The organism is Dactylosporangium sp. CS-047395 (genome assembly GCF_050942185.1).
GTDB lineage: Bacteria > Actinomycetota > Actinomycetes > Mycobacteriales > Micromonosporaceae > Dactylosporangium.
Window position 1 is genome coordinate 8,549,406 of sequence record NZ_CP192015.1, and the last position, 22,107, is coordinate 8,571,512.

The following is a 22,107-nucleotide window of genomic DNA, read 5'->3' on the forward strand; positions in this document are numbered from 1 at the left end:
TCCCGTGCCGCTATACGGCTACGCCCACCGGTTCGTTGAGCCGCACGATAGTAAAGCCCTCGTCGGCCAGCATGGCGGACATTGAACGCACCGCGTCGCGTGCCTTTTCTCGGCTTGACTCACCCAACTCGGCCCACGGGATCAGGTCGGGGTGGTGTTTGCGGCGGTCGTCGCGCTCGCCGGGGCGCCAGCCCTGCCGGGTGCGCTCCTCGCACCAGCGCTCGTGTTCGAGTTCGGCCAGGCGCTCGACCTCGTCCTCGGTGATCACCGCGTCCTCGCCGTTGCGTACCGCGATCACGCACCGCAGCACCTGCATCTTGGCCGCGATGCCCTGCACCTGGGCGCGGTTGGCGTTGCGCATCGACTCGGAGAGCTCGTCCCAGGCCACGCCGCTGGCCGGGCTGCTGCCGTGGCCGTGGCTGGCGGTGAGGTACCGCTGATGGAACTCCTTCGCCAGCCGCTCGGTCAGGTCGTCGGTGATCAGCGGGGCGTCGCACGCGCGGGTGAGGATGGGATAGACCTGCAGGCGGCCGCCGACCTCGTCGAGCAGGTCGTTGTGCTGGCCGCCGTGAAAGGCGTCGGCCAGGGCGGCGCTCTCGTAGGTGGCCACGAAGACGGCGTCGGTGACGGCGTGCCACAGGTCGGGGCTCTGCAGGGCCAGCTCCAGCATCGCCTGCTCGTCGTGGTGGCAGAGGTGGATGCGGTCGTAGCGGCCGGGGCGCACCGCGCGCGGCATCCAGGTCTCGACGGTCTCGTTGTGCGGGTGTACCCGGCACACGTGCTCCAGGAACGGGAAGCGCGCGGCCAGCTCGGCCACGATCTGCCGCGCGTCGGAGGCGACCATGTCGATCTGCAGGTCGTCCGCCTCACCGCCGATCGCGCGCCAGTGCCGGGCCGTCTCGGCGAGCAGGACCCGCGGGAACGAGCCGTCGCCGGCGATCAGCAGGCGGACCGGGCGGTCGCGCGGGCGCCGCAGCGGATGGTCGATGTAGAGCCGGCGGGCGGCGACGTCGTCGACGTGGAAATAGTCCAGCCGGAACCGGTTCGTGCCGGCCGCACCCAGCCGCCGGGCCTGCAGCAGCTGACAGGTTTGCTGCCGGTGTACCTGTACGTAGATCCACGGCGACGTGTCGCGCATCTGCAGCTCCGTGCCGGCCGCGACCGCGATGGCGTGATTGAGCTCGTCGGTGTCGCCGCAGACGTACAGGTGCTTGGCCCGGCGCAGGCCCGCCGCCCGCAGCACGTTGGCCGACCGGGCGTCGCCGGAGACACCGAGCATGCGCCGGTGCCGCAGTTCGAGCGGGCCGAACGGGGTGGCCCGCACCTGGACCACGTGCTGGCCGTTGTTGAACAGCTGGCGCGCGAGGGCCCGCGCGAACGGCGTGTCGCCGCAGACCACGGCGTGGCCGCGGGCGGTCCGGGAGCGGAACCGGCGCACCTCGTTGGCCAGCAGCAGCCGGCCGGTCTCGACCACGGCCGCCAGGGTGAACAGGGGCGCGAGGATGCGTGCGACCTCGAGCGGCCACGGGTACGGGCCGCCCTCCTGCAGCGGGTCCGAGCCCAGGACGTACAGCTGGAGCGTCCAATAGAACACGTCGGACGGGTGCCTGCCGTGCTTGAGGTCGTACATCCCGATCCAGCCGAGCACGAAGGCCACGGCCCCGATCACCAGGAAGACGCCTCGGATGATCGTCATGCTGGCGCGCGAACCACCCCACTCCGGTACCGCCACGCCGCTCCCCCTCGACCGCCGTCCATCGATGGAATCTCCAGTGTGCGGTAATCGCAGCGTTACTGACAGACATAAATTGCGATGTTTCTCTCCCGTCCGCGTTGGCTGAGCGTGATTCCTCGGGCACGATCGATGGATGACGCAGCCGCGCGGGGGCCGAATCGTCACGTTCTACTCGTTTGCCGGCGGAGTCGGCGTCACCATGGCGGTGGCGAACGTCGCGTGGATCCTCGCGGCGAACGGCCGGCGCGTGCTCGTCGTCGACTGGGACCTGGAGTCGCCGGGCCTGCACCGGTACTTCGACCATTTCCTGCCGGTTCCGGACGAGCCCGACCATGCCCGCGCCGACGAGAGCCACGGCGTGAGCGACCTGATCCGGCACGTCGAGGCGGGCGGCCGGCACGAGGCGCTCCGCCCGCGCCGCCTGGCCTGGGGGCACTTCGCGGCGGGCGGAGCGATCGACTACCTGCCCGCCGGGCGGCACGACCCGGCCTACACCTCGTCGCTGGGGGTGATGGACTGGGACGACTTCTACCATCGGGGTGGCGGCGGGCCGTTCTTCGACCGGCTGCGCCACGACATGGCCGCCGACTACGACTACACGCTCATCGACAGCCCGTCCGGGCTCGGCGAGATGGCGCAGGTGTGCCTCTCGCACCTCCCCGACGTCGTGCTGGACTGCTTCACGCTGGGCGGCAAGAGCATCGAGGGCGCGGTCCGGGCCCGGCGGAGCATGCGCAGCACGATGCGGCCCCAGCGCATCCTGCCGGTGCCCATGCGGGTCGACCTCACCGATCGGGAGCGGGCCGAGGCCGGGCTGCGCGCCGCCCGGGCCCAGCTGCCCGACCTGCCGACGGGGATGAACGAGCGGGAACGCAACGCCTACTGGGGCGCGGTCGAGGTGCCGTACCACCACGCCTACGCCTACGAGGAGACGCTGGCGGTGCTCAGCGAGCAGCCGGGGCGCCGCGGCTCGATGCTGGCCGCCTACGAGCGGATCGCCTACTACCTGAGCAGCGGCGCCGTGCGGAGCCTGCCACCGGTCGACGACGCCGTGCGGGAGCGCGCGGCGGGCCGGTTCGAGCGCCGGCCGAGCCGGCCCGACGGGCGGATCGTGGTGCACTACGAGCCGGCCGACCAGGCCTGGGCGGACTGGGTGATCGCCACCCTCTCCTCGGCGGGGCTGCTGGTGCAGGACGCCGGCGAGCGCATGTCCGCGCCGGACGGCGGGCGCGAGCTGCGGATCATCTCGGCCGGGCGGGCGGCCCGGGACGCGGCGCGCCAGCCGGTCGATCCGGCGCCGGTGCGCTCGCCGCTCGCCGTCTACGTCGACGCCACCCCCGCCCTGGCGGCCTTCCCTGAGCCGCCCGCGGTACGGCTGCACGGGCTGGCCGAACCGGACGCCGCCGACGCGCTCGTCCGCCTCGCGACCGGCACCGGCGGGAGCCGGCCCTCGATCGGCCTGCGCTACCCCGGCACGCCGCCCACGATGAGCCGGCTGCCGCGGCACCGCCCCGGCTTCGCGGGCCGCGAGTCCGAGCTGCGGGAGCTGCGCCGGTTGTTGCTGCGCTCCGGGCAGTCGGAACGGCACCAGGTCGAGCCGGTGGTGGTGCACGGCATCGGCGGGGTCGGCAAGACGGCGCTCGCGGCCGAGTACGTGCGGCGCTTCGGGGGCACGTACGACCTGGTGTGGTGGCTCGACTGCGAGCGGCCCGAGGACGACATCGGCGAGCTGGCCGCGGCGCTGTCGGTGGACGGCGCGCAGTTCCGCCGCCGGCTGATCGTCCTCGACGGCGCGGACAGCCGGGCGCAGATCGAGGCGTTCCTGGGCCAGCAGGGCGCGCACATCCTGATCACCTCGCGGAATCACGCCTGGTCCAGCGTGTCCTTCCGGACGCGGCTGGACTCCTTCAACCCCAAGGACAGCGTGCTGTTCCTGCGGCGGCAGGTGCCCGGCCTGAGCGGCGCCGACGCGGAGCGGATCGCCCGGGCGCTCGGCGACCTGCCGCTGGCCCTGACGGCCGCCGCGGGTCACCTGCGCGGCTCGGACGAGCCGGCCGGGGAGTACCTGCGCCGCCTGGAGAGCGCCGACCTCGGGATGCCGGAGGTCGCCGCGGCCTGGGAGCCCCCGCTGCGGCGGCTGGAGCAGGAGTCGCCGGTCGACTACCGGCTCCTGCAGCTGTTCTCGGTCCTGCACAGCGACACCGCGCCGCACGCCGCCTACAGCGCCGCGATGGCCGAGGTCCTCAAGCCGTACGTGAAGGCCCCGGCCGACCTGGAGGCCGAGCTCGCCCCGGTCGTGCGCCGGCTCGGCTCGCTGGGCCTGCTCGAGCTCGGCGCCGAGCGCATCCACATGCATCCGTTGCTGCAGCGGTTCGTGCGCGAGCGGACGCCGGAGCACGAGCGGCCCGAGGTACGCCATCAGGCCCATCTGGTCCTGGCCGGCCTGGCCAAGGGGCGCGACATCGACGAGCACCGCGACTGGCCGCAGTTCGACCTGATCTGGCCGCACCTGCCGGTCTCGCGGGCCGCGGCCTGCCGCGACGAGTCGGTCCGGGCCCTCGTCATCGACCGGATCCGGCGGCTGCGGCACCTCGGCGCGCTCGACCGCGCCGAACGGCTGGCCACGTGGACCGAGAACGCCTGGGCCGCGGACCCCGGCGGGCCGGACTGGCAGCTGCTGCACCTGCGGGGCGTGCACGCCGGGGTCCTGCGCGAGCAGGGACACTTCGCGGCCGCGCTGGAGATCGACGAGCGGGTCGCGGAGGCGCAGACCGCCCTGCTGGGCGCGGAGCATCCCAACACGCTCATGAGCCGCAGCGGGCTCGTGGCCGACCTGCTCGGACTCGGCCGCTACGCGGAGGCGATGACGCTCGCGCAGTGGGCGTACGGCGCCTGGTCCCGCACGGTCGGCGCGGAGCACGCCCAGACGCTCGACGCGCTCACCGACCTGGCCACGGCGTACCGGGCCGCCGGCCGCTACCCGGACGCCCGCCGCTGCGACGAGCAGGTGGCCCGCCACCGGCCCTTCCCCGCCCCGAACCCGCACCCGGCGGTGCTGCGCTCGGCCGCGGGGCTGGGACGCGACCTTCGCGACGCCCGCGAGTTCGAGGCCTCGGTCGACCTGCTCCGGGCGATCGCCGACTCGTCGCAGGAGATCATCGGCGCGAACGCGCCGGCCACCGTGGCGGCCCGGGCGAACCTCGCGGTGTCGCTGCGGGCGGCGGGGCGGCTGGACGAGGCGGTGCCGCTGCTGGGCGATGCCGCCCTGCGGATGGCCGAGCTGACCGGCAAGGACTCGCCCGAGGCGCTGGCGTGCCGGCACAGCTGGGGCCTGAGCCTGCTGGCGACCGGCCGGCCCGGGCGCGCGCGGACCGAGCTGCAGCAGGTCGTGGAGCTGTACCACGGCGGCATCGGGCCGGACCATCCGCTGGCCCTCATCGCCGCGGCGAACCTGGCCGCGGCGGCGTGGGCGACCGGCGAGCGCAGCGCCGCGCGCGCCGCCACCACCGCGGCGGCGGCGCTGGCGGCCGCGGTCCCGGCGGACCACCCGCTGGCCCGGGCGGCCGTGGCCAACGCGGCCGCGCTGCACGGGGACCTGCCGGGCGGCCGGCCACCGACCGTCGACCCGTACTAGTGGCCCCGGTTTCAGGCGGCGTCGAGCTCGGGGGCGTCGGCCTCCACGTCCACGGCCCACCACATCAGGTCGAGCATGACCGTCAGGGCGTCGAAGTGCGCCCGGCCCGGTTCGATCTCGACCGTCGCGTCGCTGATGTGCTCGGCCAGCCAACGCGTGTGGCTGGCCGGCGCGAACCGGTCCTCGGCGCCGTGCCAGAGCCGGACCGGCACCTCGATGCCGCCGAACGCGAACCCCCAGTCGCCGCTGAGCGCCGTCAGGTCGTCGATCCAGCCGTCGGCGCCGCCCCGGACCGCGTCGGCATAGGTTTCGAGCAGCTGGCGTTTGATGCCCGGGTCGGCCACCACGCGCCGATCGGCGCCGGGCATGTCCGGCTCCAGCTCCGCCAGCAGGAACGCCGGGTCGTGGTACATCCGGTCGGTGCGGTGCCGCAGCCGGTCCTCGATCAGGTCGCCCTCGCGCCGGTCGCTGGCCTCGGCGTAGGCGCGCTGGTTGGACGCGGCCATGTCGCGGTACCAGTCCAGCCCGATCGCCCCCTGCGGCGCGAAGCTCACCAGGGCGGCCGCCCGGGTCACCCGGTCGGGCAGCAGCGCCGCGCAGGCGAGGGCATGCGGTCCGCCCCCGGACCGCCCGAGCACCGCGAAGCGGTCCAGCCCGAGCTCGTCGGCGAGCGCGCGGACGTCCTCGGCCGCGTCGGCCACGCTGCGGCCCGGGTCGCGGGTCGAACCGCCGTAGCCGGGCCGCGAATAACAGATCAGCCGGATGCCGGCGCGGTAGAGCACGGCCGGGCGCGGCTTCGGTCCACTGGCGCTGCCGGGCATCCCGTGATGCAGGACGACGGGGCGTCCGTCCGGCCGCCCCGACACCGCGTACTCCAGCCGCCGCCCGTCCAGGGTCACGAACTCTGGCACCGTCCCGGCCTCCCCCGCGAGTGACGAGTTGGTTCGTGGCGATAAATGTTAGAAGCCGTCGGGCCGGGTTCCAAGACTCTTCACTAGAATTGGTGAGGAGCCCGGGCCGGGCCCCTTTGCCCGGGGCTACCACAATCCAGCGGGGGATGTTTCGCCAATCCCTGGACAAGACTTCAAACTCTGCGAAAGATGACACCCCGTGGGCTCGCCGATGCGCCAACTGATCTTGAAAATTCACAGTCGCTGCAACCTCAGCTGCGACTACTGCTACGTATACGAGAGCATTGATCAGAGTTGGCGCGAGCAGCCGAACACCATGGCCGCCGCCACCCTGGACCAGGTCGCCCAGCGCATTGACGAGCATGCCAAGTCGCACGATCTTCGCGAGCTCGAGGTGGTCCTGCACGGCGGCGAGCCGCTGATGGCCGGGCACGCGGTGCTGGCCGGGGCCCTGGAGAGGATGCGCGGGGCGTTCCCGGCGACCCGGTTCGCGATCCAGACCAACGGCATCCTGCTCGACGACCGGTTCCTGGCCCTGTTCCACGAATACGGCGTGCGGGTCGGGGTCAGCGTGGACGGCGGGCGGGCCGCGACCGACCTGCACCGGCGCTATGCGAACGGCCGCGGCTCGTACGATCGGATCTCGGCCGGCATCGCCCGGCTGATGGAACCGGAGCACGCCGCAATCTACGGCGGCCTGTTGTGCACGATCGACGTGGACAACGACCCCGACGAGGTGTTCGAGTCGCTGCTCGCGTTCCGGCCGCCGCGCATCGACCTGCTGCTGCCGCACGGCAACTGGACCACGCCGCCGCCGAAGCGGGACCGGCCCCTGGCCTACGCGAACTGGCTGATCCGGGTGTTCGACCGGTGGTACGACCACCGCCCGGTCGAGACGAACACCCGCATCCGGCTGTTCGAGTCGATCATCGCCCGGCTGTTCGACCGGCCCAGCGCCACCGAGACGATCGGCGGCGAGCAGCCGGGCATCGTCACCATCGAGACCGACGGCTCCTACGAGCAGTCCGACGCGCTCAAGACCACCACCGAGGGCGGCCCGGCGACCGGGCTGGCGGTCGGCGGCCAGAGCCTCGACGACGTGCTGGACCACCTCGCCGTCGCCGCGCCCTACCGGCTCTCGGACAAGTGCCAGGCCTGCCCGGTGGTCAAGGTCTGCGGCGGAGGGCTGCGCGCGCACCGCTACTCGGCCGACAACGGCTTCGACAACCCTTCGGTGTACTGCGACGACCTGCTCACGCTGATCAACCACATCGGCGGCCGGGTGCGGGCCGACCTCGACCGGGCCCGGACCGACCGGCCGGTGCGCCCCGCGCGGACCACGCTGACCGAGGAGCAGTTCGCCGGCATCGCGGCGGGCTACGGTGACGCCGGGGCCATGGCGGTGCTCGCCGCCGGCCAGCTGGCCAAGCGCAAGGCGCTGATCGCGACGGTCCTGGAGGCGGCGGCCGGCACGGCGCACGCGGCGTCGCTGCGGACCGCGGTCGCCCTGCTCACCCGGGCCGAGGAGCAGGCCGGTGCGGCGGTCGCCGGGGTGCTCGCCCATCCGCACCTCGACGCCTGGGCCACGCTGAGCCTGGACCGGCTCGCCGGCGCCGCCGACGGCACCGCCGACGAGCTCGCCGACCTGCTGGGCCACCTCGCCTCCTACGCCGCCGCCGCGGCGACCGCGGCCGGGCTGACCTTCGACATCGCGGTGCCGACGCTGCGCGGCACGGCGAACCTGCCGGGGCTGGGCAGCGCCACCGGGCTCGGCCCGGGCTGGGCGCGGGTCGCCGGCGCCGGCTCCGCCCTGCACTGCACCGGCGCGGACGGCACCGTGGTCGAGCGCGACGGCCCGGGCTGGCAGCCGCGCCGCGCCATTTCGCTGGCCGGCGGATGGCGGCTCGCCATCGAGGATCTCGACCCCTACCGGCACTGCTACGGCTCGCCACCGCTGTCGTACCTGGGCGAGGCCCGGGCCCAGCAACTCGAGAAGCTGCTCGCCGAGGCCTGGCAGTTGATCGAGCAGGAGCACCCCGCCCACGCCGTCGGCATCCGGCACAGCCTTCGCTCGATCGTGCCGCTGGCCACCCCGCCCAGCGGGACGATGATCAGCGCCGCCTCGCGCCACGCGTGCGGCTCGGTCGGGCTGTCGATCCCGGACACCGCGGCCGATCTGGCCCTGCTGCTGATCCATGAGCACATGCACGCCAAGCTCGGCGCCCTGCTCGACCTGGTCGACCTGTACGACCGCACGGGCGGCGCCGGGTTCCACGCGCCGTGGCGCCTCGACCCCCGCCCGGCCGGCGCCCTGCTCCAGGGCATCTACGCGCATGCCGGGGTGACCGACTACTGGCGGCAACGACGGCACGGTCGGGATGCGGACACAAGGCGGGCAGCCGCCCAGTTCGCCTACTGGGGGGCGATGAACCAGACCGCCGTCGAGTCCCTCGCGAATAGTGGTCAACTGACGAAATCGGGTATAAGTTTCGTGGCAGCGCTGCGGTCCACCCTTGACGGGTGGGAAGCCGAGGAGATCGTCCCCGACATTGCATCGCGAACGCGATTGTTTGTCGCCGCGCAGAACGTTCGCTGGCTGCTCATCAATGCGCATGCAAGCACCGAAGAAACTGAACGATTCCTCAGGTACGCCGGTTTCGGCGACCGGCCCGGACCGTTCGCCGAGCGCGGCGAAATCCGGCCCGGATCGCGCTCCGGACCGGTCGACGCCCCGGGCATCCTCGGTGAGATGCATCGATGGCTTGACGGCCGGACCGAACCGATGGGGCCGTCTGGCCCTGATCCCCTCTCGGCAGGGATGATGTTGCTCAACGGCGATGCCGCCGGAGCCGAGCGGGCCTGCCTGGACCGGCTCGACGCGGACGCCGCCGACGACGACGCCTGGATCGGGCTCGCCGTGGCCCGCGCCCTCGCGGCCGAGCGGCAAGAACGTTCGGGTCCGATCGATCCGGCCATCCACCTGCTCCAGACTCGCCCCGAGCTGCTGCGCGAAGTTGTATTAACCAGGCAACGCGCCGGAAATGCCGGGGCGGCGCGAGAGATCGTGCGACTCGCCGACAAGTTATGAGTCCGGGACAAAACCCACCCCGCTCTTGTGCCATACTGCAGCCGTGGATTTTGCCCTGGCGGAGAGCCGGCGATGTCGACACCCGGAGCATCCTTAACCGGGGTCCTTCATCCCAGCACGGTGACGTGCCGTGCACGGTCGTCGACCAGGCTTGACGGTGGCTTCACACCTCGTCATCGACCCTGGCCCACGCCGACGGTTCCGACAGACCACGACTCGTCAACAACTCTCCCTGAGGTGAAGCATGCCGGCAGACACGATCCAGTCACCGTTACTGGATCTCGAGAACGTGCCGCTGAAGACGTTGCTGTCCAAGTCGGACAGCGAGGCCCAGACCACGTTGGACCGTGTGGTCAAACGCTTGTTCGATCCGAACGAGCGTGAGCAGCACACCATTTCGGCCTTCGGCTCAGCACTCTGACCCTTCCGACCCTCGCCGCCCGGCCGGGTACCGCGAATTTCGCGGATCCCCGCCGGGCGTCGGTCGTTTCCGGGCCGCGCCGGCCGCCCGGCGGTTACGTCGGCGGCGGCGAGATGTCGCAGTTGAGCCGGCGTTGCCCGTCCTGGAGCGCCACGGTGTTGGGATGGTCCTTGCCCAGCGTTCCCTCGCTGCGGGCGAGCGTGATCGCGAAGAGCTCGCCGGCGCTCGCCTCGGCGCCCGTCGCGCGCCGGGTCATCACCAGATTCCACGCCGCCGCCAGGGTGTCCGGGTTGTCCGGGCCCAGCACCGCCTCCAACGACGCCCAGACGTGCTCGTCGATGTCGCGGGCGGCGTACGGGTCCCCCTCGTCGTACACGACGTTGGCGAGGTTGATCCGGCTCGACAGCGTGTAGGGGTGGTTGGCGCCCAGCGCCCGCTCGAAGAGGTTGCAGGCCTGCTCGGAGAGGCGCCGGGCGTCGTCGAGGCGGCCGTTGATCCGCACGAAGATCGCCAGATTGTTGAGCGCGGCCAAGCGGAACGGGTGCCGCTCGTCCGGCAGGCTGCCCTCGTAGCCGGCCAGCACCCGCCGGGCGATGCGCTCGGCGTCCCGGTTGTTGCGCTGGGCCGACTCCTCGAAGGCGGCGTTCATGAGGCAGGACAAGGTGTCCGGGTGCTCCTCGCCGTGCAGGTTGCGGTACCGCTGCAGGGTGTCGGCGGTCAGCTGCTGGGCGGCGGTGATGTCGCCGAGCTTGCGCAGGGTCACGGCCAGGTTCTTCGCCGCCCGCAGGGTCGGGGCCGCGGACTCGCCCAGCAGCGTCCGGTAGGTCGGCAGGATGGTGTCCAGCAGCTGCCGGGACTCCTGGAAGCGGCCGAGGGCCCGCAGGTCGTGCGCGTAGTTATTGGCCGCGAGCAGCGTGTGGGGATGCTGCTCGCCGAAGTTGCGGCGGCGCCGGTCGAGCGTGTCCTCGTCGTATGCGGCGGCACCCCGGAAGTCCCCGACCAGCCGCAGCGAGACGGCGAGGTTGTTGGCGGCCAGCAGCGTCTTGTCGTGCTCGTCGCCGAAGGTGCGCCGGGCCCGGGCGTAGGTGTCCTCGGCCAGCTCGTAGGCCTCGTCGTAGCGGCCGAGGGCCCGCAGGTCGGCCGCGACCCCGCCCGCGGTCATCACGATGTACGGGTCGTCCTGGTCCTCCACCAGCTCCTTGAGCAGCGCCAGCGCGCGGACGTCGATCTCCAGCGCCTGGTCGTACTCGGCCTGGGAGCGCAGCGCGTTGCCCAGGTGGAACTCCAGCAGCAGGGTGACCGGGTCCACGCCGATCGCGGAGTTGCTCCGCCAGATCCTGACGGTCTCCTCGGCCAGCTCCTGGCTGCTGGAGAAGTCACCCCGGAACCACAGGTACCGCACCACGTCGGCCACGAACAGCCGGACGGCCATGTCGGCCGAGTGCTGCGCCCCCGAGCCGCGGACGTGGGGCAGCAGCCGGGCGTACGTCTGCCAGCTCGCCACCTCGTCGGGGTCGGCCCGCTCGGCCGTGGCCAGCACCCGGTGGACGTGCCGGCGGTTCTCCTCCCGCTCCTGATCGGTGAGGCTGCCCTGGATCACGGCCTGCATGAGCCGGTGGATCTGCATCACCGTCTGCCCGGTGTCGACGGACGCGAGGGCGTACCGGCCGATCCGCCGGACCAGCTGGCCCTGCCGGATCGAGTCGTGCAGCGACGGGTCGTACTCGAGCAGCGGCTCGATGAAGCCGGTGGCGTACAGCAGCCGCGTCGGGATCGGCTCGGGCGCGAAGAAGGCGCAGATCTCCAGCAGCTTGGCCGCGGCCGGGGACTGCTTGCGCAGCTGGTCGAGGGACAGCTGCAGGGTGGCGGTGGTGGTGCGCTCGTAGCCGACCGGCGGATTCTCGGCCAGGATGCGCAGCGGTTGCGTGTCGAGCAGCTCGAGGTAGCGCGCCACCGGCATGCCCGTCTCCGACAGCCAGGCGGCGGCCTGCTCGACCGCCAGCGGCAGGTCGCCGAGGCGGCCGGCGACGGCCTCGGCCTCGTCGGCGGCCAGCCCGGAGACCCGGCGGGTGAGGAACGTGATGCTCTCGGCCCGGGTGAACGTGTCGATCTCCACGACCTCCGCGTCCTGCGCCCATTCCTGGTTGCGGGACGTGAGCAGGACGTGCCCGGAGCCCTGCGGGAGGAACTCCCGGATGGTCGCCGGCTCGCCGACGTTGTCGAAGATCAGCAGCCAGCGCGGCGAGGGATTGCCCTGGCGCAGGGCCTCGCGGACCATGCGCACGCTCTCGCCGATCTCGGCCTCCTGCGGGTAGAGCTTCTTGGCGAGCTCACCCAGCGCCGAACGGACCTGCGAGACCTGCTCGGCCGAGATCCACCAGACGAGGTCGTAGTCGGCCGCGAACCGGTATGCGTACTCGATCGCGACCTGGGTCTTGCCCACGCCGCCGAGGCCGTAGAGGGCCTGCGGGAGCACCACGGTGATGTTGGCCGACAACCGGTCCCGCAGCTGGTCCAGCGTGTCGCGGCGGCCCGTGAAGGCCGCGTTGCGCTGCGGCAGGTTCCAGATCGGCGGCAGCGAACCCGGGAAGCGGGGGCCCGCGCCGGCCTCCGGTCGCCCGGCGGAGTCCGCGGTCGAACCGACCGCCTTGAGCACGGCCTCGTGGGCGCGGTCCCGCGGCAGGTTGGCCAGGTCGACGGGCAGGCGCTCGGTGAACGGCGCCGCGATGCGGGTGGCGTCGAGCCGGATCGGCACCGCCGGGGCGGCGGCCCCGCCCACCGCGCGGCTCTCGAGCAGCTGCCACAGCGGTACGGCCTGCGGCGACGTGACGTAGTCCTTGGAGAGCAGCACCAGCGTGCGCCCGGCCTTGGTCAGGCTCCGCTCCACCTCGGTCGCGAAGTGCGGGCCGGTGACGGAGTCGATGTCCAGCAGCGTCACCTGCATGTCGATGTCGAGCAGCCGCTGCTGGATCCACTCCGCCCACATCCGGTCCACGGAGGCGTAGCTGATGAGCACGTCGGACGTGCTGCTCGGGCGGGGCCGTTCGAACCTCGCCAGCCAGTGCCGCCGCTCCGGTTCCTCGATGGCCGGCATCTCCCGGACCGAGCCGTGGGTCAGCACGCCGACCAGCCGCTCGAACGCGGCCAGCAGCGAGGTTTCCAGGCGGGGCCGCTCGGCGAAGGCGGCGAGGATCTCCTCATAGGCGAAGAACGGCTTGTACGGCACCTCGACGTCGCCCCAGTACCGGTTGGCCTCGTCCAGGTTGTGATGGTCCAGGAACGACCGGAACCGCCGCCGGGCGTGATCGCGGCCGATCTCCAGCTTCTCCTGCTCGGCGTCCTCGACCCGCATCAGGGCCGGCACGAACCGCAGCGGCCGGCCGGCCCGCTGGTTGCGGATCGACTCGCTGACCGCGACCGCGCCGTCGACGCTCTGGATGCTCAGCGTGAAGCAGTTGACCACGACGTCGGGCAGCAGGACGGTGCACACGCCCGCCGCGTCGCTCAGGCCGGTCCGGCTGTCGATGAGGATGTAGTCGTAGTGCTGGCGCATGTTGCGGGCCATCGCGTCGATGAAGGCCGCGCCGGGCAGCCGGTCGTAGAACCGCGGCCAGTCGAACGTGCCGACCGTCGCGGCATAGGCGCTGTTCTGCCGGCCCGAGGGCAGTAAATCGACGCCGCCCTTGCCGGGGAAGAGGTGCCACTCCAGGGAGACGGCGTGGTCGAGCACCTGGGCCTGGGCGTCGATCCAGTCGAGTTCGTCGTCGGGCTCGAGCTGCAGCGCGGCGGAGACGAACCCGGTGAGCATCTCGATGACGCCCGTGGAGTCGCGCAGCTCCTTGTCGAGCAGGAACGGGTGGAAGTACCGGTGCAGGCCGGGCGACTCGAGGTCCCAGTCGACGACGAGCACCCGGTAGCCGTTGCTGGCCAGGATCCAGGCCACGTTGGCCAGCGTCATCGTGCGGCCGGAGCCGCCCTTGTACGAATAGAAGGTCACGATCCGCCCGGACGCCGCCTTCGTCTCTTCTGTCGCGGTCATCGTGCCTCCTACGGTCCTTCGAGCATCGGGCGCGGGGGGAACTTGCCGGGAGGCCGGCGGCGGGAGACCTGACCGTCGACGACGCGCCGGTTGCGCGCCTCGGCCAGGACGACCGTCAGATCGGCCTCGAACGACTGGCCGGTGTTGACGCTGCGGCGGGACATGACCTCGCCGAGGCGGCGCTCGCTGTTGGTGAGCACGTCGTGCATGAGGTCCGCGAGGCGGGAACCGTGGGCCTGGGTCTGCGCGTCCGTCTCGCTCATCACGACCAGCACCGCGGAGACGTGCTCGCGGTGGCGGTCGTACTCCCGCAGCATGTCCCGGTGCGCGGCGACGTCGAAGCTCCACGGGTCGACGAGCAGCACCACGATGTGGTTGTGCTGCCGGGCCGCCTTGATCCGGTCGGCGAGCTGGTCCAGGCCGGAGAACGACGCCTCCAGGCCGAACTCCGAGGCGATCCGCTGGGCCTGGTCCTTCAGCGGCTGGCCGGGCCCGAACGGCGACCAGTGCAGCGGGTCGGTGCCGTAGCACTCGCCGTCGCGCTCGATGGCCTCGGCCTCGGGCCGGGTCGGCGCGGCCACGACGAAGTGCAGCGTCGCCCCGGAGCCGGATCCCGGCTGGTGGAAGGCGCTGTCCAGCAGCTCGAAGTTCTGCGCCAGCAGGCCCGTCGGCGGCGCACGGTCCGCGATGTCGACGATGTGCTCGGCGATGTTGGTCAGGAACTCGTTGTACGCGTCGTGCAGGCGCTCTAATCGCAGCAGCTGGCGCAGCCCGTGCCGGTGGTACTCGACCTCCGGCACGTCGATGCCGTAATGCAGGGACCGCGCCACCTCGGGCAGTTCGCGCGGCGGGAGCCAGACGATCGGGACCAGCCCCTGCACCCGCGGATTGTCCTCGCCGGCCGAGCGCTGCCCGAACAACGTCCATTCCTTGCCGCAGGGGCGGCTCAGGAAATACGCCGGGGAATACAGCGCCAGAAAGCACCGGCACTCGGCGATCGCCTCGATGAGGGCCTGCGGCCAGTGCTGCCCCGGGTCGATGTTGTGCAGGTCGAAGAAGCCGACCTCCTCGCTCTGGCGGGCTCCGGCGTGCGCGCGGACCTCGTTGCAGAGATCGTCGTAGAAGCGCCTGACGAACAGGTCATCCGTACCGCGCGCGTAGCTGAGAAAGAAATACAGCACACGCCCTCCGCGGTGACGAGCCGACCCCCGAGAGCAACCAGTATATAGATCAATATGCGTGCGAACAGCCCCAGCCGGATCAATACACCGGGCGGGCGGGCACAATCGTCCTGACCGGCGAGGCGTTCCGGGCTGTTCAGGCCTGGTCGGCGGCGGCGAACGGCACCGTGTCGATCCCCAGCGCCAGCGCCACCGCGCCCAGGGCCGCCGCCCGCGGGGTCAGGGCGCTCTGCACGACCTCGACCGCCTCGGCCGCGGCCGCGAGGGCCGTCTCCGCCAGTCCCCGCTGCAGCGGCTCGCGCAGCAGGTCGGTCGCCGCTCCCAGCTCGTCGCCCAGCAGCACCCGCTGCGGGTTGATGAGGTTCACCAGGTTGCCCAGGGCGTAGCCGAGCTGGGTCCCGGCGTCGATGATCAGCCGGCGGCAGCCCGCGTCGCCGGCGTGGGCGTACTTGATCAGGCCCCCGAGGTCGAGCAGCTCCGGGTGGCTCTGCCGGGCGTGGGCCAGCAGCGCGCGGCCGCCGACGGCCAGTTCCACGCAGCCGCGGTTGCCGCACCGGCACACGGCCCCGCGCGCGTCCAGCGTGACGTGCCCGAGCTCGCCCGCGGTGCCGGCCGCGCCGCGGTACAGCCGCCCGTCCAGCACGATGCCGGCCCCGATGCCGGTGGCCAGCTTGACGTAGACGAGGTCGGTGCAGCCCCGGCCGGCGCCCCAGACGTACTCGCCCAGCGCGGCCAGGTTGGCGTCGTTGTCGACCCGCACCGGCAGGCCGAGGCGCTCGTTGAGCTCGTCGGCCGGGCGCAGGTCGGCCCAGCCGGGCAGCATCGGCGGCGAGCCGATCCGCCAGTCGCGGGTGATCGGGGCCGGCACGCCCAGGCCGACGCCCACCACGTCGTCGCGGGTGGCGCCGATGTCGCCCAGGGCCGCGTCGACCAGCTTGACCGCGAGTTCCAGCGCGTCGGCCGGGCGGTCGTCGATGTCGAAGTCGGTGCGGGAGCCGCGCTCGGCGATCACCGCGTGCCCCAGGTCGGCCACGGCGACGCGGACGTGCCGGCGGCCGATGTCGGCGCCGACCGCGATGCCGGCTCGGCGGGTCAGCTGGACCACGGAGGCGGGGCGGCCGCCGACGGGGCGGGCCGCGGCGCCGACCTTCTCGCTCACCAGCCCGGCGCCGCCCAGATCGGTCAGGACGGCCGAGACGGTGGGGCGGGACAGGCCGCTGAGGGTGACGAGTTCGGCACGGGTCCGGGGGCCGTACAGGCGCAGCGTCTCGGCGACCCGCCTGGCGGTTCCGCTCAAGCGCCGCCACAGGTCGCGGGGATGCGTCTGCTGCGCCGCCACGGCGCGTAATCCTTCATGGCCGTCAATAGTTATGTCAAGGCCTTACCGAACCCGGTCGCCCACACGGCAAGGCCGCCGAGCCCAGAAACCGAGCCCGCACGGCGGTGCCGCCGAGCCCGGAAACCGAGCCCACACGGCGAAGCCGCCGAGCCCGGAAGCCGAGCCCGCACGGCGGTGCCGCCGAGCCCAGGAAAGGCCCGGCGGCACCGGTGGTGCGAAAGGTTCTCAGACGTTCCACACCTGGAAGGTGGAGAGCTGCCCGGCCGGCCACCCCGTGTTCGAGGTGAAGGTCAGCCGGAAGTACCGCTGCGTGCTCGCCGTGAAGGTGATCGTCACGGTGTTGTTGGCGCCCGGCGTGAAGGTGTAGTCGGTCGCCCCCTTGAGCTCGGTGAAGGACGAGCCGTTCGTGCTGCCCTGCAGCTGGATGCGCTCGGTACGCGCGCCCCAGCCGGCCGGGATCTGCAGCACGACCCGCGACGCGCTCTGCGCCGAGCCGAGGTCGACCTGGACCCACTGCGGGAAGGCGTTGTTGGCGCTCTCCCAGTAGGTGGCCTGGTTGGCGTCGGTCACGTTGCTCGACGGGTACACGTCGTTGTGGCTCGACTCCGCGGTCGGCTTGCCCGCGGCCACGTTGGTCGGCGAGGTGCCGCCGGCGCCCGTGCCGCTCAGCGCGACCGTGGTCGGGCTGTTGTTGGCGTTGCTGGTCAGGGTCAGCGTGCCGGTCCGCGTGCCGGAGGCGGTCGGGCGGAAGGTCACGTTGACCACGCACGAGCCGCCGACCGCGATCGAGCCGCAGTTGTTCGTCTGCGCGTAGTCACCGGAGACCGTCACGCCGGAGACCGAGGCCGCCGCGGTGCCGGTGTTGGTGACGGTGACCGCCTGCGAGGCACTCGTGGTGTTGAGGGCCTGCGAGGCGAACGTCAGCGAGGAGGGCGAGGCGGACAGGACGGGCGCGTTGGGCGTGCCGCCGCCGCTCGGGTACACCTCCAGCTCCGACAGCTGCGCCGCCGGCCAGCCGGTGTTCGCGGTGACGTTGACCCGCACGTAGCGGACGTTGGTCGCCGGAACCGTGACGGCGACCGTGTTGCCCGACGCCGGGTTGAAGGTGCGCCCGGCCGAGCCCGACAGGGTGCTGAAGTTGGTGCCGTCGGTGCTGCCGGTGATCGACAGCGTCTCGGTGCGGGTGGCCCACGCCGAGTCCGGCGGCAGCTTCAGGGTGACCTTGCCGATGCTGGTCGCCGCGCCCAGGTCGACCTGGATCCACTGCGGGAACGCGTTGTTGGCGCTCTCCCAGTAGGTCGCCGCGTTGCCGTCGGTGGCCATGGCCGGCGCCTGCGTGCCGTTGACCGAGCTGCTGGCGGTGACGGCCTTGTTGAGCGCGATGTTGGTGTCGGTGCCGATGCCGGAGCCGGACAGGCCCACGACGGTCGGGCTGTTGTTGGCGCTGCTGGTGACGGTCAGCGAGCCGGTCCGGGAGCCGGAGGCGGTCGGGCGGAACGTGACGGTCACGGTGCAGGAGGCGCCGACGGCGATGCTGCTGCCGCAGGTGTTGGTCTGGCTGTAGTCGCCGGAGGTGCTGATGCCGGAGACGCTCGCCGCGGTGGTGCCGGAGTTGTTGAGTGTGACGGTCTGGGCCACCGAGGAGGAGCCGACGACGGTACCGCCGAAGCTCAGGCTGCCCGGGTTGGCGTTCACGATCGGGCCGGGGGCGACGCCGGTGCCGGACAGCGGCACGGTGTTGGTGATGCCCGAGGCGGTGACGGTGAGGGTGCCGGTGCGCGAGCCCGCCGCCGTCGGGCGGAAGGTGACGCTCACGGTGCAGGACGCGCCCGCGGCGATGCTGCTGCCACAGGTGTTGGTCTGGGCGAAGTCGCCGCTGACCGAGATGGTGCCGACCGGGGCGGCGGCGCTGCCGGAGTTGGTGACCGTCACCGACTGGGCGGCGCTGGTCGAACCGGTGACGACGGAGCCGAAGCCGACCGCGCTCGGGCTGATGTTGATGCTCGAGCCGTTGTCGGGCAGGTACGGCGGGAAGGTCGGGTTCTGGATGTTCGAGCACGCGGTCGTGGACAGGCCGCTGTTGCCGCCGCCGTCGGTGAGCGTGAAGCCGACGCCGCAGTTGTAGATCGCGGCCGGGGCCTGCACGCCGGTGGCGGAGGAGTTGCTGATCGTCGCCGCGCCGCCGACCTGCTCCTGGATGGCCCAGGTGCCGGTGTTCTGGATGGTCGCGTTGTTGATCTTCACGTTGGAGATCTGCGAGCCGGAGACGAACTGGATGGCCTCGTACGGGCTCTGCTGGATGAGGATGTTGTCGACGTTGGTCAGGCCGCTCATCACGCCGTCGCGGGCGTCGAACCACAGGGCGCCCACGCCGAACTGCCAGTTCGGGTCGAGGTTGCCGGAGCGGATGATGGTGTTGCGCAGCACGTCGGTGCGGCCCAGCGTGGTGGACGCGAAGCGCTGCGCCACGTGGATGCCGCCGCCCTGGCTGAGGCCGGCGTCGATGACCCGGTTGTCGGTCACGAAGTTGTCGTGACCGCCGTAGATCGCGATGCCGTTGGCCAGGATCGGGTACTGCACCGTGTTGTGGTCGAACGAGTTGTTCGCGTCGGCGTTCTGCTCGGCCCAGGTGGCCAGGCCGTCGTCGCCGGCGTTGCGCACGTCGCTGTTGGTGACCTTCGAGTTGGTGACGCCGTTGTGGAAGTTCACGCCGTCCGCGGTGAAGTTGCGCAGCCGCAGCCCGCTCATCACCAGGTTGTTGAACGGCCCGTCCATCCAGGCGCCGACCTTGGTGTGCTCGATCCACACCCGGTCCACGGTGGAGTTCGTCAGCGCGCCGCCGATGCCGTTGACCTGGTCGGAGTCGTTGCGCTCCTGGACGTTGCCGAAGATCGCGAAGTCCGACAGGTGCACGTTGGTGCTCGGCGTCGGCGCGTAGTTGCCGTAGAAGCCGATGCGGTCACCGGTGGTGCGGGAGCGCCACATGCCGGCGCCCTTGATGGTGATGTTGTTGACCGCGATGTGGCCGAGGATCTTGAAGGTGCCCTCGGGAATCCACACCGTGCCGCCGGAGCCGGCCTGCGCGATCGCCGCGTTCATGGCGGCGGTGGAGTCCTGCACGCCGGTCGGGTCGGCACCCTTGCTGGTGATCGAGACCGAGCCGGACGGCTGGGACAGCGCCGCGCCGACGTTCTCGAAGTCGGCGAAGTCGATCGTGTACGACGACGCGGTCGAGTCGGAGTCGACCTGCAGCTTGAACTTCGTCCCGGCCGGGTAGGTGGTCGGGAAGAGCCGGTTGACCTCGTCGTAGAAGTGGTGCGCGTTGCCGCCCGGCTGGTTGGTGAACGGGTAGCTGCTGTAGTACCAGCTGTACGCGTTGGTCAGGGTGAAGTTCGTGCTGCGGGTGCCGTTGATGTACAGCGAGATCGGCGCCGTGTAGACCGAGCCGTTCCCGGTGTCCGGGATGCTGTAGCGGAACACCAGCGAGTTGGTCGCCACGGGCGTGGTGAACTCGACGTACTTGCCCTGGCCCTGCAGCGTGACGGCCTTGCGGTAGGAGGCCTCGCCGGGCAGCGTGTTGTAGGTCGCGCTGGGCCCGATGACGGAGCCGTTGGTGGCCGCGTTCTCGGCCTGGACCTCGACGTAGGGCAGGGTCGCGCCGACGCCGCCGGACGCGGCCGCGAGGGCGGGGGTCGCGACCCAGACGGCGACGCCGGCGGCGGCCAGAGTGGCGCCGGCGACGAGAGCCGCGGTCCGCGCTCTTAGTATGCGCATATTGCCAACTTTCGATGAGCCCCAGGCGGAGACTCCGACGTTGGCGGCGCCTTGCCCGGGTCGATCAGCGCGTAGCGGATCGAGCCGGGCTTGGCGGTGTCGGGAGCGCGCGCGAGGGGTCGGGTCGGGGGTACACCGGTCGGCGGATGGTCGGTGCAAGAGGGACCGTAACCCGACCGACACGCCCGCGCAATATCCAGACTCATCTTCGCAAGACCATGACGGAAGACGGTCATCCTCCGGGCCGCACCAACCCGCTTTCATAGGCGAGCACCACTAACTGAACGCGATCACGCAGCCCGAGTTTGGTGAGAATCCGCCCGACGTGGGTTTTCACGGTGGTCTCGGCGACCCGCAGCCGCTCCGCGATCTCCGCGTTGGACAGCCCCTCGGCCACGACCAGCAGCACCTGCCGCTCCCGGTCGGTCAGCGCGTCGAGCCGCACGTTCGAAACCGGAGCCCGCCGCGGTACCGCCCCCACGAACTCCTCCAGCAGCCGCCGGGTGACCCGCGGCGCCACCACCGAGTCCCCCGCCGCCACCACCCGGATCGCGGCCAGCAGGTCGGCCGGCGGCGCGTTCTTGAGCAGGAACCCGCTCGCCCCGGCCTGCAGCGCGGCGAACGCGTCCTCGTCGGTGTCGAACGTGGTCAGCACCAGCACCCGGGGCCCGTCCGGCCGGCGCGCGAGCTCGGCGGTGGCGGCGACCCCGTCCATGACCGGCATCCGGATGTCCATCACCACCACGTCGGCGGCCACGGTGCGCAGCAGCCCGAGCGCCTGGGCCCCGTCGCCGGCCTCCCCCACCACCGTCATGTCGGGCTGCGCGGACAGGATCATCCGGAACCCGGCCCGGACCAGGTCCTGATCGTCGACGACGAACACGCGAATCACTGGGCCACCGGAATCTCGGCCCGCACCCGCCACCCGCCGCCGTCGACCGGCCCGGCGGCGAACTTCCCCCCGTGCATGGCCACCCGCTCCCGCATGCCGACGAGGCCGTGACCTTCGGACACGACGCCGGCCCCGGTGCCGTCGTCGGTGGCCGTGATGGTCAGCAGCTCGCCGGAGCGCTCCAGCCGCACGGTCAGCGAGGCCCCGGGCCCGGCGTGGCGCAGCGTGTTGGTCATCGACTCCTGCACGATCCGGAAGGCGGTCAGCTCCTCGGCCGCCCCCAACGGCCCGGCCTCGCCTTCCAGCCGCAGCCGCAGGCCCGAAGTCGCCGCGAGATCCGATAAATCAGACATCCCAACCCGGCGGCGTTCAGCACCCGGCCCACGAAGCACGGCCAGGACCCGGCGCATGTCGATCAACGCGTCCCGGCCGGTCGCGGCGATGGTGTCCAGGGCCTGGCGGGCCTGCACCGCCGACGGGTCCAGCGTGTAGGCGGCCCCGTCGGCCTGGACGATCATGACCGACAGGCTGTGGGCGATGACGTCGTGCAACTCCCGCGCGATCACCGCCCGCTCGTCGGCCGCGGTCAGCTGCGCGAGGTGGTCCCGTTCCCGCTGCAGGGTCGCGGCCCGCTCCTCCAGGGTCTCGACGTAGAGGCGGCGGGTGCGCACCGAGTACGCGGTCACCCACGCGGCCACGGTGATCGCGCCGAGGACGGTGAACACGATCCCGAAGTTGCCCGTGTTGCGCTGCTCCGCCCACGCGGCCAGCACGACGCCGACCGCCGCGCCCGCACCGGCGAGCACACCCCAGAAGAGCCTCTGCTGGTACTTCACGACGGAATACATCGCGATCACCGCTACGACGTCGAACATCCGCACGGCCGGATGCACCGCGAGCTGCGCGACCCCGAGCGCGCAGACGACCAGCGCGACCGGCACCGGATAGGCCCGCCGGAACAGCAGCGCGAGCGCCATCGCGATCCCGATGGCGGCGATCGCGGGCGGCCGGGCGAGACCGCGCTCGAGGTACAGCAGCCCCAGCACGCCCGCCGTAACCCCGGCATCGAACAGCCTCGCCCGCACGCCCTCCA

Annotated in this window: 11 protein-coding genes; 3 read left to right on the forward strand and 8 right to left on the reverse strand. The window is 72.0% G+C overall.

Annotated elements, in window-relative coordinates; genetic code table 11:
* Positions 1 to 10: 10 nt before the first annotated feature.
* Complete coding sequence (locus ACQP00_RS39990; protein ID WP_433206694.1) at positions 11 to 1,696, reverse strand: RyR domain-containing protein; 1,686 nt, start codon at positions 1,694 to 1,696, stop codon at positions 11 to 13.
* A gap of 172 nt (positions 1,697 to 1,868) precedes the next feature.
* On the opposite strand from ACQP00_RS39990, the gene fxsT (ACQP00_RS39995) reads away from it, so the two are divergent.
* A complete protein-coding gene (gene fxsT / locus ACQP00_RS39995) occupies positions 1,869 to 5,369 on the forward strand; it encodes an FxSxx-COOH system tetratricopeptide repeat protein (protein ID WP_433206697.1) in 3,501 nt (1,166 codons plus the stop codon).
* A gap of 11 nt (positions 5,370 to 5,380) precedes the next feature.
* On the opposite strand, the gene ACQP00_RS40000 is transcribed toward fxsT (ACQP00_RS39995), so the two are convergent.
* On the reverse strand, positions 5,381 to 6,280 hold the full coding sequence (locus ACQP00_RS40000; RefSeq protein ID WP_433206700.1) for an alpha/beta fold hydrolase: 900 nt from the start codon (positions 6,278 to 6,280) through the stop codon (positions 5,381 to 5,383).
* A 199-nt stretch (positions 6,281 to 6,479) separates the two neighbouring features.
* Here ACQP00_RS40000 and ACQP00_RS40005 point away from each other — a divergent pair, with 199 nt between their 5' ends.
* Positions 6,480 to 9,368 carry an FxsB family cyclophane-forming radical SAM/SPASM peptide maturase gene (locus tag ACQP00_RS40005; RefSeq protein WP_433206703.1) on the forward strand — a complete coding sequence of 963 codons (2,889 nt, stop codon included), beginning with the start codon at positions 6,480 to 6,482 and terminating at the stop codon, positions 9,366 to 9,368.
* Between the two features lie 244 nt (positions 9,369 to 9,612).
* Complete coding sequence (locus ACQP00_RS40010; RefSeq protein ID WP_433206706.1) at positions 9,613 to 9,789, forward strand: hypothetical protein; 177 nt, start codon at positions 9,613 to 9,615, stop codon at positions 9,787 to 9,789.
* 94 nt (positions 9,790 to 9,883) lie between these two features.
* Here the strand turns inward: ACQP00_RS40010 and fxsT (ACQP00_RS40015) are convergent, their stop codons facing one another.
* The 6 genes from fxsT (ACQP00_RS40015) to ACQP00_RS40040 form a co-directional block, all read right to left on the reverse strand.
* Positions 9,884 to 13,828, reverse strand: a complete 3,945-nt coding sequence (gene fxsT, locus ACQP00_RS40015; protein WP_433206709.1) for an FxSxx-COOH system tetratricopeptide repeat protein — start codon at positions 13,826 to 13,828, stop codon at positions 9,884 to 9,886.
* A gap of 8 nt (positions 13,829 to 13,836) precedes the next feature.
* Positions 13,837 to 15,009, reverse strand: a complete 1,173-nt coding sequence (locus tag ACQP00_RS40020; protein ID WP_433206712.1) for a TIR-like protein FxsC — start codon at positions 15,007 to 15,009, stop codon at positions 13,837 to 13,839.
* A 136-nt stretch (positions 15,010 to 15,145) separates the two neighbouring features.
* The gene (locus ACQP00_RS40025) at positions 15,146 to 16,348 is read right to left on the reverse strand and encodes an ROK family protein (protein ID WP_433206715.1); all 1,203 of its coding nucleotides are present in this window, start codon (positions 16,346 to 16,348) and stop codon (positions 15,146 to 15,148) included.
* Positions 16,349 to 16,573: 225 nt separating this feature from the next.
* Complete coding sequence (locus ACQP00_RS40030) at positions 16,574 to 20,122, reverse strand: choice-of-anchor D domain-containing protein (protein WP_433206718.1); 3,549 nt, start codon at positions 20,120 to 20,122, stop codon at positions 16,574 to 16,576.
* A 232-nt stretch (positions 20,123 to 20,354) separates the two neighbouring features.
* A complete protein-coding gene (locus ACQP00_RS40035; RefSeq protein ID WP_433224144.1) occupies positions 20,355 to 20,960 on the reverse strand; it encodes a response regulator in 606 nt (201 codons plus the stop codon).
* A 50-nt stretch (positions 20,961 to 21,010) separates the two neighbouring features.
* Positions 21,011 to 22,099, reverse strand: a complete 1,089-nt coding sequence (locus ACQP00_RS40040; RefSeq protein ID WP_433206721.1) for a sensor histidine kinase — start codon at positions 22,097 to 22,099, stop codon at positions 21,011 to 21,013.
* Positions 22,100 to 22,107 lie beyond the last annotated feature (8 nt).

Coding starts and splice junctions, on each gene's coding strand:
- ACQP00_RS40030 (WP_433206718.1), bottom strand. CDS start 20,122: ATGCGCATACTAAGAGCGCGGACCGCGGCTCTCGTCGCCGGCGCCACT.
- ACQP00_RS40010 (WP_433206706.1), top strand. CDS start 9,613: ATGCCGGCAGACACGATCCAGTCACCGTTACTGGATCTCGAGAACGTG.
- fxsT (WP_433206697.1), top strand. CDS start 1,869: ATGACGCAGCCGCGCGGGGGCCGAATCGTCACGTTCTACTCGTTTGCC.
- ACQP00_RS39990 (WP_433206694.1), bottom strand. CDS start 1,696: ATGACGATCATCCGAGGCGTCTTCCTGGTGATCGGGGCCGTGGCCTTC.
- fxsT (WP_433206709.1), bottom strand. CDS start 13,828: ATGACCGCGACAGAAGAGACGAAGGCGGCGTCCGGGCGGATCGTGACC.
- ACQP00_RS40035 (WP_433224144.1), bottom strand. CDS start 20,960: ATGATCCTGTCCGCGCAGCCCGACATGACGGTGGTGGGGGAGGCCGGC.